A 14,022-nucleotide genomic window follows, 5' to 3' on the forward strand; every position below is an offset into this window, starting at 1 on the left:
ATCTAATACTCTAGAACCATTTATTAATACTTATGCCACTCTCCAAAGCGTCTTCAAGTTCATCGGGCATAGAAGGGAAGAAGTCTAGCTTGGTTAACCTTTCCAATTCATCGATGCTTACTACAAAAGTGCTCAAGTCAGCCGATGATTTCTCGTTCTTCATCAGAAAGGCAATGGCTTTTACTTCTGGCTTTTCAATATCGAGAACTATCTTGTAGTAGTATTCTGGTACTGAAACTTCATTTCTGCCAATGGTTTTGAATTTCTTATTTAAAACTGGCCCAGTGACCACATAAATGGTATTATTTGCCTTGGCCCAGCTACGTACTTGGTCTTCCAGTTTCTTCCAAATGCCTCTGTTAAAGCTAGGGTCTTGAGGGCTCATATTGCTCATGTAAAAGCTTTGCGATAGGGCAAATTCATCGTAAGAAAAATCTGCTGCTGGTGCCAAATGACCCCTATCATATCCAGAGCCTCTATAGTCTGCTAGTGAAGCCGACTCGGTACGAACCCTTGGGTCTTCTCGGAAGTTGTCCTTTCTTTCGAATGTAGGCTTGGCCAAGGAATCGGCCACTAATTTATAGGCTACCCACATAGCTTGCTCGTGTTCTTCGCTATAACTGATGGTGTAATAAGGTCTTTCTATTACAGCATCTGTAGCGCTGTAGGCTGGCCAACCAAAATCGAATGCAGCAGTGAAATATAGGTCGAATGCATCGTAATCAAGGCTCTTTTCAGGCTCAACCGCTTTAGGTTCTTCCTTTTTTGGAGTTGGTGCTGCTGGCTCTTTTTTAACAGTTGTAGGCTCAGGCTTTTCTGTATCAGATTTACTTGGTAAGAGTGACTCAACACTGAACTCCTGAATAACACTTGGCACTAATTGACCTTCTTTTAGCGCCAAACCAACATAGGCCAATCCTGCTAAAATGATAATGCCAAGGAGAAACCTGCCGAAGCTAGAACCGCTGTTAGTTCGACCTGAAGGTCGTTTTTTTGCGCTAGTTTTCCTTGAAGTAGTTTTTCGTTTCTGAGCCATGCTGGTTTTTTCGCAATGTTAAATAATAATCGGCTTCTAGCGTAAATGATATTTCTTAAATTCAAGGATGTCTTAACAACAATCCAAAAACTATGAACCAATTTGGCCAATCACTAATGAGGCGAAGCAAGCTCCTAAGTTTGCTTATGGTAGCTTCCATAATGTTTATGGGGCTCCAGGCCCACGCCTTCCAAAAAGAAAAATCCGATACCTCAAAGTTCAACCAAAAGACCTACAAAGATCTTCCGCTTAAGGCAGATAGGCTGTTGGAATTCAATACCAAAGAAGGTACTTGGGTTTCTGTAGATGTTTCCCCTGACGGAAAAACTATTGCCTTTGATATGATGGGTGACCTATACACCATGCCTATCTCTGGCGGAAAAGCCACGAGAATCACTGATGGTATGGCTTATGATACGCATCCTCGCTATAGCCCCGATGGTAAAAGCATTGTGTTTACTTCAGACAGATCGGGGTCAGACAACGCTTGGATCATGGACTTGGAAACCGAAGAGTTTTCACAGATCACGAAAGGAAATAATGAATGGGTTCAATCCGCAGAATGGTCACCAGATGGAGACTATGTAGTAGTAACCAAAGGCAGAAGAAACTTAAAGCTCTTCATGTACCACAAAGATGGTGGCGGAGGTTTCCAGTTAATTAGTAGCCCATCTTCTTTAAAAGTTATTGAACCTGCTTTCTCTCCTGATGGCCGATACATCTACTTCTCACAAAGAAATGGTGCATGGAATTACAATGCACAATTGCCTCAGTATCAAATTGGTGTGTACGATAGAGAAAACGGTGAGCGTTCAACGGTTACTTCACGCTATGGCTCGGCCTTTACACCTACTTTATCACCAGACGGTAAGTGGATGGTCTATGGCTCTCGCTATGAAGATCAGACCGGCTTAGTGCTTCGAGATTTAAAATCTGGTGACGAGCGATGGTTAGCTTATCCGATTCAGCGCGATGAGCAAGAGTCAATTGCTCCGTTGGGCGTACTGCCAGCTATGTCATTTACTCCAGACTCTAAAGAGGTGATTACTTCTTGGGATGGAAAGCTTTTCAAAGTTGCTATCGAAGGAGGAAAGGCTACTGAAATTCCCTTAGATGTAGACGTGAAACTAGAAATGGGTCCAAGGTTGAAGTTTGATTACCCAATTTCTGATGAAACTGATATGGTGGTAACTCAAATTCGCGATGGTGTTCCATCTCCTGATGGATCGAAATTGGCTTTTACAGCACTAAATAGGCTTTATGTTATGACTATTCCTGATGGTGAGCCAAAACGCTTAACGGATTTCGACATGACGGAAGCCATGCCTACATGGTCGCCTGACGGTAAGACTGTGGCTTTTGCCACTTGGTCAGATACCGAAGGAGGTTCAATCTACAAAGTGAATGTTGATGGAAGGCCTAGACCTGTTAAAATTACCTCTGAGCCAGCTATTTATATGACACCGGTTTGGGCACCAAACAACCGAATTGTGTTCACCAAGGGTAGTGCTCAAAACCTAAAAGATGCTTCTGGCCCTGGTGCTGCCCGTGCCGATGAAGACCTTTGCTGGATTTCACCTGATGGTGGTGAAATCAATTTCATTATGAAGACCAGAGGTAAAAGCGGACCTCACTTTGTGAAAGGTAGTGATAGAATTTACCTGAGCGGATTTAACGGACTGAGCTCTGTGCGTTGGGATGGAACTGATGAAAAGGAGATAGTCAAAGTCACGGGTATCTCTACTTATGGCTCAATTGCAGGACATGACCATTCGCCTTATGAAATTTATGACCCATGGTCGGAAGACAAACATGGAGCAGGCGGAACTTCTTTGGGCGAAGGTGAAGGCTGGAGAGAAAACAATCCTCCTTCAAGAGCAACTGCCATTTATATGGCGCCTGAAGGTGATAAAGCCATGGCTTTGATCAACAACGATATCTATGTGGTGACTGTGCCGAAATTAGGTCAAACGTCAACTATTTCCGTTTCAAACCCATCATCTTCTCAGTTTCCTTCCATGAAGCTTACAGAAATAGGTGGTCAGTTCCCTGCATGGTCGGCCGATGCTAAAAAGGTCCATTGGTCAATCGGAAATGCCCATTTTATCTATGATCTGGATGAAGCTGAAGCTTATGCCGATAGTGTAAAAATGGCCAAGAAAGCAGAAGCTGAGGCTAAGGAGGCTGCTAAAGACGAAGAGAAGGAAGAGGAAGTAGAAGAGGCCAAAGAAGAGACTGAGGAAGATAAGAAGGAAGAGAAAAAGGATGAAGGTTACCAGCCAACAGAATTCCGTGTGAAGGTGATGGCCAAAAAGGATGTACCTGAAGGTATAGCTTTACTGAAGGGAGCCAGAATCATTACTATGAATGGCAATGAGGTTATTGAAAACGGTGATATTCTCATAGAAAATGCGCGAATCAAAGCTGTTGGAGCCAGTGGTACACTCGAAGTGCCTAGAAAAGCTGAGGTGATTGATATGGCTGGAAAAACCATTGTACCTGGCTTTATCGATACTCACGCTCACATGTGGCCAGCGTGGGGTTTACATAAGAATCAGGTGTGGGTTTATGCAGCTAATCTTGCTTACGGAGTAACGGCTACTCGCGATCCTCAAACCGCTACCACAGACGTTCTAACCTATTCTGACTTGGTAGAAACGGGTGATTTATACGGCCCAAGAGTATATTCAACCGGCCCGGGTGTTGGTTACTGGATGTATAATTTGAAAGACCTAGACCACACCAAGAGAGTATTGAAGCAGTACAGCGAGTACTATAATACCAAAACCATCAAGATGTACTTGGTGGGGAATAGGAAGCAAAGACAATGGGTAATTGAAGCAGCTAAGGAACAACAGCTAATGCCAACTACCGAAGGTGGTTTGGATTTCAAGTTGAATATGACTCAGCTAATTGACGGTTACCCTGGGCATGAGCACTCTTTCCCGATTGCTCCGCTTTATAAGGATGTAACTTATTCTGTAGCTGAGTCTAAAATGGCTTATACTTCAACCTTATTGGTATCGTATGGTGGGCCTTGGGCCGAAAATTACTTTTACAGTAGAGAGAACCCTTACCACGATAAGAAGCTACAAAGATTTACGCCTTATGATGAACTAGCCTCAAAGTCTAGAAGAAGACCAGGGTGGTTTATGGACGAAGAACATGTGTTCCGTAAGCATAGCGAAGGCGTAAATGCTGTAGTGCAACAAGGTGGTTTGGCCGGAATCGGTAGTCACGGTCAGTTGCAAGGGCTAGGCTACCATTGGGAGCTTTGGGCGGTAGGTTCTGAAATGGAAGAGCACGATGCTCTAAAAGTTGCAACAATTCACGGAGCAGGGGCACTTGGCTTAGAAGGTGATTTAGGTTCCATTGAAGCAGGTAAACTAGCCGATTTGGTGATCCTCAATGACAATCCGTTGACTAACCTGAGAAACACGAATAATATTTTCAGAGTCATGAAAAACGGAAGGCTTTACGATGCAAACACTTTAGACGAAGTATATCCTCGCAAGAAAAAAGCTGAGCAGTTCTACTGGCATCAGGCGAAGCCAGAGGGTTTACCGGGCTTGAGGAAGTAATGTTTAATAACGTCATCCAGAGGGAGGTACGACCGAAGGATCTCCTGATTTTACCCCAGCCCCTAAAGGGGTGCTAAGATTATCTCGCCTGGCATCTCTCGATGTCTCGGGAAGGGGACGAGGAGCATACAATTAGAAATCAAAAACCGGTAAGGGTAACCTTGCTGGTTTTTTCTTTTAGGAGACTGGGTGATTGGTTAAATAGTTGATTGGTGAGTTAGTAGGATTTCCGTCAGCACCGCAGCAATTCATTTTGGCAAAAGGAAGAACAGCAATTGTTTTATCTGATGTTATGGAACCAGAGGTCATTATGGGTCTCAAAGATTTGTATATGGTACGAAGGGCAGTAGAAAGCACCAAACTGTCGAGATACTCCGCGCCAAATCGTTGATTTGGCGGTATTGGTAAATAGCGCTGAACTTTCGTGAACCAAAGAACGCCCTATTTGCTATATACCGTGTTATACGCTTTTCATAATCCACTTTCTAATATCTTCAATGAGCTCATCTAATTTGTCGCTTTCATACTCTGCTGAACTATGCCAATCAAAAAAGCTTGACTGAAAATGTGAAGTATAATTCCCTGTGCCTTCATCAACAACTAGATTAACCATATTTTCAAAAGGACGTCTGATGAAACCGTTTTTTAGAGATATTCCTAATTGGTTCTTATATCCTTTTACAAATACTTCACTTGATAATTGGGTTTGTAGTGCTCTTTGAATAAAGTTCAATAGTCCTTTTACTTTCCAATTATAACGTTTTTGGTTGTTCTGGTAGAAATGTTCGACTTCTGACCAAATTTTGTATTGTGTTAAACTATCCCAATAATTAGAGTCTTTTTGATACCAGCCTTCTGTAAATTCCTTTATAGAATTGGAGAAGAAAGTACATTCTCCGTTATAGTTTGAGCGTCCATAGATACCATTTAGTCCTTTTCTATAGCCTAGAACTAAATCATGGTCATCCCAAATCTGACCTATTTGTAAGAATTGGTTCTTATTATCAATTTTTAATTCCTTATGAGCTAATAAATCTTGAGGTTCAGTTGGATGAAAAAGTCCATCTTCATAGTGCTCGTCAAAAAACTCTTCACAATGATATTTTGAAAATTCAGTATTCATTTAGTTTACACTCATTGCGTATAACGATTAGTATATGGCAAGTAGGGCAGTAGAAAGCACTAAACTGTCGTATTGCTTCGAGCCAAATCGTTTATTTTGTTTTTAGTTTATTCATTTTCAAATGCAAAGCGCAGCTTTGGTGGGGTAGAAGAATAGAAGCTTCGGTACCACCATTAGCCGCATTGTGTATAGGTTATGTTGGTGGTAGTCTTTTCTTAAATTCTTGTATTTCATCATAATCATCAATACCCAAAAGGTCAATTAGTTTGAGGAAATGAAGAACTCCCGCTCCATGATATTGAATAAGAATTGTTTCAAGTTTTTTCATTTGGCCTTCATACATCAATTGAAAATTAGATTCAATGATTTGCCCATTCTTAAGGGTTAAAATCAGTTTGTTTCCTACACCGTTCGATCTGCATGGGTTAAAATCTCGAGTATAATTCCATTTATCGAAGTAGTCTTGAATTAAGAAATCTATCTTCCTTAAATCGTCTAAATCGTACTGATTTGCTCCAATAGTAATTTTTTTCAAACCAAAATTAAGAGTCTTGTCAAGGGTCCCGTTCAATGGTATAATTCGGGTATGTTTCGTTATAGTGAAATAGAGGCCTGAGCTAATCGCTGAGAACATTAGAATTTGGCCAAGCGCATGTAGGAAATCAGAATTTTGGAGATTATCAGTATAAAAGAGCAAAAATAAGGATGGTATAAATAAACCTAGAACACTCTTGTTAGGAGTGATCCTTTGAATCTTTTTGGGTGTGAATATTTTAAACTCTTGTTGATCCATTTTTGGATTACCACCAACGTTATATATCAGTCATAAATATGACTGATACAAATATATAATGAAAGGTTTATGACTTATGGCCGTCTACATCTAGGGATAAATAGTCATATTCTTATTTCCTAGAAAAGCATATAGAGTGAAAGGAATTGTGTGTTTTCCTAAAATGAAGAAAGACATTTTAGGAGTAACTTACAAGGTTTGGTTAGTACCAACTTTTAGAATGCTCAAACACCAAGGAACCTGATGTTAGTCGTCTGACCAATTGTCTCCAACAGTGTTGAAAGCTTTGGCATCAGATAAAGCTTCTAAGTATTAGTCTGACTTGATATCTAAAGGTTAAATCAGTTACCAGATTTTGGAGATTTCCTGCAGGCAAAGGCATGTTAAGTACTTAAATCTCTAATTACTATATATGTTGTTGTACGCTGGCTTTTCTTTTTCGACAATTCTACATTCTTCAAATTCCATTTCAGGATAAGCTTCATTGGCCCAATCACTTAACATTCTTAAAGCTGGCAAAAGGCCAACTGCTTTTTTAGTTAATGAATATTCAACTCTTGGTGGGATTTCAGCAAAAGATTGTCTTAAGAGTAAGCCATCGTTTTCTAATTCTTTCAGCTGATTAGTTAACACCTTTTTTGAGATTGTAGGTATTAGCGTATTCAGCATTCCAAATCGCATAGAACCACTTGATAGTAAGTATAGAATAATCGGTTTCCATTTATTGCCTATGATGTTCATGGTATGCACAAGGGAACAAGTATTCGGGTTGTCTATATATTTTCTTGCCATTAGTTACTTTTTAGTTACCACTATTTTTTTCGAATCAAAGCATAATGGTTTCATTTATAAACTGACATTAGTTTCTTTGTGAAACAAATGTAGTTAAAATTTAGAATGAAAAATATTTTTATCATCAATGGTCATCAGAAATACCCGTTTTCTGAAGGAAAATTAAACGCGGCTTTAACTGAAAAAGCGGAGAACTATTTTAAAAGCAATGGTTACAATGTCAAGAAGACCACAATGGAAGACAATTATGATGTTAATGAAGAAATTGAAAAATTCAAATGGGCAGATGTGGTCTTTTTTCAAACACCATTGAACTGGATGGGTGTAAGTTGGTCCTTTAAAAAATACATCGATGAGGTATTTTCTATGGGTATGATGGGCGAAATGTCAAACGGTGATGGCAGAAGTCCAGAAGCGCCCAAGAAGAATTACGGATTAGGTGGAAAGCTAAACGGAAAGTATATGATGTCAGTAACGGCTAATGCACCAAAAGAAGCTTTCAATAACCCAGAGGAAGTGTTTTTTAATGGAATAAGCGAAGACGACCTTTTAAAACCGATGCATCTTAATTTTAAGTGGTTTGGTTTTGAGCCATTACCAACTTTTATGGCATATGATGTAATGAAAAACCCAGAAGTAGAGAATGATTTTAATCGTTTTGAAAATCACTTGAAAGCAAACTTTTAAAGTATTTGTTATGAATAGACCAACACCAAAACATACAGCGCCAGATTTACAGTTCCCATTATTAGATGGAAATCAATGGAATTTGGCAGACCAAAAACCAGATAACTTTACTTTGGTTGTTTTTTACCGAGGCTTGCATTGTCCATTGTGCAAGAAATACTTACAACAATTACAGGAATTGCTACCCGAATTCGAGCAGAGAGGTGTTGATATCGTGGTCGTAAGTATGGATACAGAAAAGAGAGCAAGACTTTCTCGTCAAAATTGGGAATTGTCTAATCTTACTTTGGGCTATGGTTTAACTGAAAAATCAGCGAGAGATTGGGCTTTATATTTAAGCTCTGGTGTAAAAGCTGGTGAGCCAAGTGAGTTTAGTGAACCAGGGTTGTTTTTGATTGACAATAAAAATGAAGTTTATTATTCGGCTATAAACAGTAACCCCTGGGGAAGACCATACCTTCCTTCTTTTGTAAAAGCGGTAGATTACATCGTTCAGTCAGGTTATCCTGCAAGAGGTGAAATGCTGTAAATCTGTCATATGGATATAAATACACAAGAAAGATTGATAAAATTGATCAGAATGCGGGGATCGAATAATGGTGACAGAAATGAAAGCATTTCAAGAGGATGTATTGGTGGCGAAAGGAAAAGGTGTTTATAATTTTACTGGAGCGTGATTTTCAGCTTGCGTACAACGTTATGTATCAGTCATATTAACGGCTGATATGTGCGTATAGTGGAAGGTTTATTTACTTCATAGTCGTCTGACCAATTGTCTCTAGCAGTGTTGAAAGCTATGGTATCAGGTAAATCTTCTGAGTATTTGTCTGACGACTTGATATCATAAAGGTTAAATAGGGTGTCTTATGTTGGAGGTTCTTCGGTCGTACCTTCCTCAGAATGACGGTTCGAATAGGTATATGTCTTGTGATTAAATCAAACCATTTCCAAATTATCCCATCACCAAATCAATTTATCATCAAATCACCTTCTCCATTACCACATAGTCGATTCCTAGTTTGGTAAAGGTTTGGTTGGTTTTGTGCATGCCAAAGCGTTCGTAAAGAGCAGTGGCAATAACTCTAGCATTGCACCAGATTCTGATGGCACCACGGGCAGTGAATTCCTCAATTAAATGGGAGAGGAGCTGAGAGCCATAGCCTTTGCTTTGGAATTCCTGAAGAGTAGCAAACTTACGGAACTGAGCTTCCTTAGTTTCCTCATTAAAGAAGCCAGAGATTACAGAGATGAGCTTTCCATCCACAAAATAGCCGAAGTGTAGGCCTTCATTGTCATTGGCAATTTTTACATAGTCAAAAGGCTGATCGGGCCACATGACTCGATGGCGGATTTCATAGGTTTGCTCGGGCGTGATGTGTAGGATGGTCATTAGTCAATTAAATTTATATCCCTGCCCTAAAGGGTGAAGGATTCAAATATTCAAACTTTTGAAAATTATTGAAAGGATTCAGTCTTTAGAGATCGAGGGCTTTGCTTTTAGAAATTGGTGAGCAATCATTAGTGACTTTTCAGTTTTGTTGTTCAAAAGCTAGAAATCACTTTAAACAATCTGAAAGCGGGGCGGTTCTATCACTAAATTAACCCAACCGTGCCGTCAGCTACGCAGTCAATTCCAACCAAAACAGCCATTGAAACACAAATTGTTTCTTTGCTTTGCCAGCAAGACAAACAATCCATAAAACTGATTTTCGATTATTATGGAGCTGCTTTGTTGAATGTGATCAGTAGAATTATTGTAGACAGGCCAATGGCCGAAGAAGTATTGCAGCAGGTGCTCATAAAAGTATGGAACAATGCTGCCACTTACGACCAGCAGAGAGCTGGATTGTATTCTTGGCTTGTTACCATAAGCAGGAATGCAGCACTTGATAAAAGAAAAACTAGAGACTTTAAAGAAAGTCAAACATCTAAAATGGCCGTAGAGGTCGTAGCTTTGGAAAACAAATCGAGTGCTGATGATAGCCTTGAAAAACTAATGGCAAAGCAACTTTTAGAACAGTTACCGAATAAATACCGACTTTTGATCGATATGTCATTTTTTGAGGGTTATTCGCACCAAGAAATAGCCGACAAACTAGAAGTGCCAATTGGCACTGTAAAAACCAGAATAAGAACCGCGTTAAAGCATTTGAGGTCATTTGTATAATGAACGTGAAGGAATACATAGAATCAGGTATTCTGGAAAAGTATGTTGCCGGAGAACTTTCTGAGCAAGAAATGCTCGAAGTTGAACGAGTAGCCATGCAATATCCAGAAGTAAAAGCAGAGCTTGAAGAACTTCAAGAGGCATTGAGGGTGTACGCAAAAGCCTCTGATAAAACCCCATCGAATGAAATTTTGGAGAAATCACTCCTTGGTATAGAAAAGGGAGAAGAAGAGCGTTTTATGGCTGTTCTTAATGAGTCAGATGATGAGGTCAAAATCAAAAGAGTAAATGTTATACCCGTTTGGTCTATTGCAGCCACCATTCTCTTGGTGATCAGCCTTGGGTTTAACTATATCTTTTACTCTCAGTTTAAGCAAACAAAAGAAAGACTTGCACTGCTAGAGCAAAACAATTCGGTATTAGCCGAAAAGGCTTCTAATACCGAACAAGAGCTAGCTTATGCAGAATTACGTGTAGCTCATTTTATGAGCGAAGACAACATTCATGTGCGAATGGATGGACTCGATATATCTCCAGAGTCTTTTGCCAATGTGTTCTGGAATAAAAAATCGAACGCAGTATTCATTAGTGTAGATCAGCTACCAGAGCCTCCTCATGGACATCAATATCAGCTATGGGCCATTAAAGACGGTCAAGCGCCAATAGATGCAGGAATATTTGACCATAATCAGTTGGTGCAAGAGCTCAAAGTAATAAAGGGTGATGTGAGGGCCTTTGCGGTTACACTAGAGAAAGAAGGTGGTAGCCCAATTGCCACAGTAGATAAGACCTATGTAAAGGGTTTTATTTGATCTAAGTGTTCTTCACCTTAACCTTTATCGGTTTATAAACTATTTTAAAGAATTATGAAAAAGCCTTTCCAGATAGTGGGAAGGCTTTTTTGCGTTATAAACTTCCGGTCTGTTTAACTTTTTTCAAAAAATATTCAACAGTATAAATCTAGTCGTACGGTTGAGGTCGTAACTCGGGTAGTTAGAAATTAAATTTTAATCTGAATTATGAAAAATCACAAGATTCTAAAAGTAGCACTAGGTGTACTTTTTACAATGTTCTTAACGCTAAATCAGTCAAAGGCTCAATCTAAAGATATTGTTGACTTAGCCGTTGGAAATGAAAATCTATCTACCCTTGTAGCTGCTGTTAAAGCTGGCGGATTAGTAGAAACTTTAAAAGGCGATGGTCCTTTCACTGTATTTGCTCCAACCGATGCAGCATTTGCTGCGCTTCCTGCTGGTACATTAGATATGCTCTTGAAGCCTGAAAACAAAGATAAACTGGTAGCTGTGCTTACATACCATGTTGTGGCTGGAAAGGTAATGTCTTCAGACCTTTCTAATGGGCAAAAAGCAAAAACAGTGCAGGGCGAAAACGTAATGGTAGATATCTCTTATGGTAACGTTAAAATTAGCGGTGCTAAAGTGGTTATGGCCGATGTAAAAGCAAGCAATGGTGTGGTACACGTAATAGATAAAGTGATTCTACCACCAAGTATGAAATAAGGTTTTTGGTTATGGTTGATTCAGAGGTCACTCAATATTTGGGTGGCCTTTGTTTTTGGTATAATTTCAGTTTTGAAGCTTACTATCCATTGCTTAACATTGAAACATGAAGGTGATTGAATGTCCGAGAGATGCCATGCAAGGGCTACATGATTTTATTCCCACAACAACCAAAGCAGCTTATGTAAACCAGTTGCTCAAAGTTGGTTTCGATACTATAGACTTTGGGAGTTTTGTTTCTCCTAAAGCCATCCCTCAAATGAGAGATACAGCTGAAGTACTTTCACAATTAGACCTGTCTCAAACAAGCTCAAAATTGTTGGCCATTATAGCCAATCTGAGAGGGGCAGAGCAAGCAGTGAGTTTTGAAGAAATAAGTTATTTGGGCTTCCCTCTTTCTATCTCTGAAACCTTTCAACAACGCAACACAAATAAGAGTGTGGGAGAGGCGCTAGATCAACTAGCAGAGATTCAGAACTTGTGTTTGAAACATAATAAAACTCTAGTCACTTACATTTCAATGGGCTTCGGAAATCCTTATGACGAGCCCTTTAATGAAGAGATCGTTTCTGAATTTGTTCAGAAGTTGAGTGATCTTAAAATTTCAATCATTAGTTTATCCGATACTATCGGAATTGCTGAACCTAAGGTAATTAAAGATATTTTCAAAAACAGTATAACCGCCTATCCAACTATAGAATTTGGGGCGCATTTCCATTCTACTCCCCAAAGAACACGAGAAAAAGTGGAGGCAGCGCTGGCAGCTGGCTGCAAAAGATTTGACTCGGCAATTAAGGGTTTTGGTGGTTGCCCTATGGCCAAAGATGACCTGACTGGAAATGTAGCCACTGAAAAATTATTAGAGATTTTAGAAGAGCATAGTGAAGCCCCCGAGTACAGTAAAGCCGAGTTTGAAAAGGCTATGGTTCAAAGCATAGATGTGTTTCCAGGATGAGCAAGCTTCTTAGGTACATAAGCTTTGTATTTGTGCTCTTTTTGCTCTCTGCTTCGAGTATCAATGCGCAATACAGAATCAATAGATCTGCAGGTGAATTGGTGTTGGGTAGTCCTGAAGAAGTTGGAGTAGATGGAGAGATTCTTTCTCAAGAAATCTCCAAGATAATGACTGAGGCAATCGACTCAATGGCTTTTCCTGGTGCGCAGGTTCTACTGGCCAAGGGAGGGATTGTCTTTTACAAAAGCTCTTTTGGTTTTCATACTTATGACAGCCTAAGAAAGGTGCAAGACTCTGATCTTTACGACTTAGCTTCTGTGACCAAAGTAACTGCTGCTACATTAGCTTTGATGAAGCTGTACGATGAGGGATTATTCGATTTAGATCAAACTTTTGGTTACTACTTTCCAAAAATAGCCAAGGGAGATAAAGCCGAACTACGTATTCGGGAGATTTTGGCTCACCAGGCAGGTCTAAAGGCTTGGATTCCTTACTGGTCAGAATCGCAGCGGAAAAATGGCAAATGGAGGTGGAATACGGTAAAAACAGATTCATCCAGACGATTTCCGACTAGACTAGAGGGTACTGGTTTATTTCTCCATAAAGACTTCAAAGAAAAGAAGATTTATAAAATGATCCGCAAGTCGGAGGTAAGCGAAGACAAGAAGTATCTCTACTCTGGTCTGTTCTTTTATTTAATTCCTGAACTAGTAGAGCGGTTGTCTGGAGTAGAGTATGAAGAATACCTGAATAATAACTTCTATCAGCCATTATATGCTGAAACGCTTAGTTTTAATCCTACAGATCGTTTTTCGCTCAATAGAATAGTGCCAACAGAGAATGATACATTCTTCCGTCAGGCGCAGTTGCAGGGCGTGGTACACGATGAAGGTGCTGCTATGATGCTTGGAGTATCTGGAAATGCAGGTCTATTCAGTAATTCTATGGACTTAGCCAAAGTCTATCAAATGCTGCTGAATGAAGGTAAATATGGAACAACTCAGTATTTGAAGGCTGAAACAGTAAAGGAGTTTACAAGTGTTCAGTTTCCCGAAAATGATAATAGGCGAGGACTCGGTTTCGATAAACCTTTGCTAGAGTATAATGAGCGCGTAAGTAGCGTGGCTAAAGATGCATCGCCAGAGAGTTACGGGCATACGGGCTATACTGGAACTTTGGTGTGGGCCGACCCAGCCAATGATTTACTGTTTATCTTCCTTTCTAATCGGGTATACCCAACTAGAAACAATAGCAAGATTTATAGTTTGAACGTGCGTCCGAATATTCACAACCTAGTCTATGAATTATTGAGGATAGGGGGTGGTACTTATACCATTGGTACTCATTGGGAGTAATAAAGAGATCAGG

General features: G+C 39.8%; 13 protein-coding genes. 8 read left to right on the top strand and 5 right to left on the bottom strand.

The window, feature by feature from the left end:
• Nucleotides 1-10 precede the first annotated feature (10 nt).
• Nucleotides 11-1,036, bottom strand: coding sequence for a DNA/RNA non-specific endonuclease (locus T7867_RS14705; protein ID WP_322299490.1), 1,026 nt, complete (start codon nt 1,034-1,036; stop codon nt 11-13).
• A gap of 146 nt (nt 1,037-1,182) precedes the next feature.
• On the opposite strand from T7867_RS14705, the gene T7867_RS14710 reads away from it, so the two are divergent.
• Entirely contained in the window at nt 1,183-4,617 is a 3,435-nt protein-coding gene (locus tag T7867_RS14710) for an amidohydrolase family protein (RefSeq protein ID WP_322299491.1), read from the top strand.
• A gap of 460 nt (nt 4,618-5,077) precedes the next feature.
• Here T7867_RS14710 and T7867_RS14715 read toward each other — a convergent pair whose 3' ends face one another.
• The 3 genes from T7867_RS14715 to T7867_RS14725 all read right to left on the bottom strand — a co-directional run bounded on the left by T7867_RS14715 (nt 5,078) and on the right by T7867_RS14725 (nt 7,325).
• Complete coding sequence (locus T7867_RS14715) at nt 5,078-5,740, bottom strand: hypothetical protein (protein WP_273513611.1); 663 nt, start codon at nt 5,738-5,740, stop codon at nt 5,078-5,080.
• Nucleotides 5,741-5,933: 193 nt separating this feature from the next.
• Nucleotides 5,934-6,275: a hypothetical protein gene (locus tag T7867_RS14720; protein ID WP_273513610.1), complete on the bottom strand. Its 342-nt coding sequence runs from the start codon at nt 6,273-6,275 to the stop codon at nt 5,934-5,936.
• Between the two features lie 657 nt (nt 6,276-6,932).
• Complete coding sequence (locus tag T7867_RS14725) at nt 6,933-7,325, bottom strand: winged helix-turn-helix transcriptional regulator (protein WP_273513608.1); 393 nt, start codon at nt 7,323-7,325, stop codon at nt 6,933-6,935.
• Between the two features lie 105 nt (nt 7,326-7,430).
• On the opposite strand from T7867_RS14725, the gene T7867_RS14730 reads away from it, so the two are divergent.
• Nucleotides 7,431-8,012 carry an NAD(P)H-dependent oxidoreductase gene (locus T7867_RS14730; RefSeq protein ID WP_273513605.1) on the top strand — a complete coding sequence of 194 codons (582 nt, stop codon included), beginning with the start codon at nt 7,431-7,433 and terminating at the stop codon, nt 8,010-8,012.
• Between the two features lie 10 nt (nt 8,013-8,022).
• Entirely contained in the window at nt 8,023-8,541 is a 519-nt protein-coding gene (locus T7867_RS14735; RefSeq protein WP_273513603.1) for a peroxiredoxin-like family protein, read from the top strand.
• 450 nt (nt 8,542-8,991) lie between these two features.
• Here T7867_RS14735 and T7867_RS14740 read toward each other — a convergent pair whose 3' ends face one another.
• Nucleotides 8,992-9,402, bottom strand: a complete 411-nt coding sequence (locus tag T7867_RS14740) for a GNAT family N-acetyltransferase (protein ID WP_273513601.1) — start codon at nt 9,400-9,402, stop codon at nt 8,992-8,994.
• A gap of 219 nt (nt 9,403-9,621) precedes the next feature.
• Here T7867_RS14740 and T7867_RS14745 point away from each other — a divergent pair, with 219 nt between their 5' ends.
• The 5 genes from T7867_RS14745 to T7867_RS14765 all read left to right on the top strand — a co-directional run bounded on the left by T7867_RS14745 (nt 9,622) and on the right by T7867_RS14765 (nt 14,009).
• Nucleotides 9,622-10,179 (top strand): RNA polymerase sigma factor, encoded by a 558-nt coding sequence (locus T7867_RS14745; protein ID WP_273513599.1) that lies wholly within the window; start codon nt 9,622-9,624, stop codon nt 10,177-10,179.
• Entirely contained in the window at nt 10,179-10,991 is an 813-nt protein-coding gene (locus tag T7867_RS14750) for an anti-sigma factor (protein ID WP_273513597.1), read from the top strand. The genes T7867_RS14745 and T7867_RS14750 overlap by 1 nt, the downstream gene beginning before the upstream one ends.
• A gap of 207 nt (nt 10,992-11,198) precedes the next feature.
• Nucleotides 11,199-11,699, top strand: coding sequence for a fasciclin domain-containing protein (locus T7867_RS14755; protein WP_068222798.1), 501 nt, complete (start codon nt 11,199-11,201; stop codon nt 11,697-11,699).
• A 106-nt stretch (nt 11,700-11,805) separates the two neighbouring features.
• A complete protein-coding gene (locus T7867_RS14760) occupies nt 11,806-12,654 on the top strand; it encodes a hydroxymethylglutaryl-CoA lyase (RefSeq protein WP_273513594.1) in 849 nt (282 codons plus the stop codon).
• A complete protein-coding gene (locus tag T7867_RS14765; RefSeq protein ID WP_273513592.1) occupies nt 12,651-14,009 on the top strand; it encodes a serine hydrolase domain-containing protein in 1,359 nt (452 codons plus the stop codon). Before T7867_RS14760 ends, T7867_RS14765 begins: the two co-directional genes overlap by 4 nt.
• Nucleotides 14,010-14,022 lie beyond the last annotated feature (13 nt).

Source organism: Roseivirga spongicola (genome assembly GCF_034376045.1).
Classification (GTDB): domain Bacteria; phylum Bacteroidota; class Bacteroidia; order Cytophagales; family Cyclobacteriaceae; genus Roseivirga; species Roseivirga spongicola.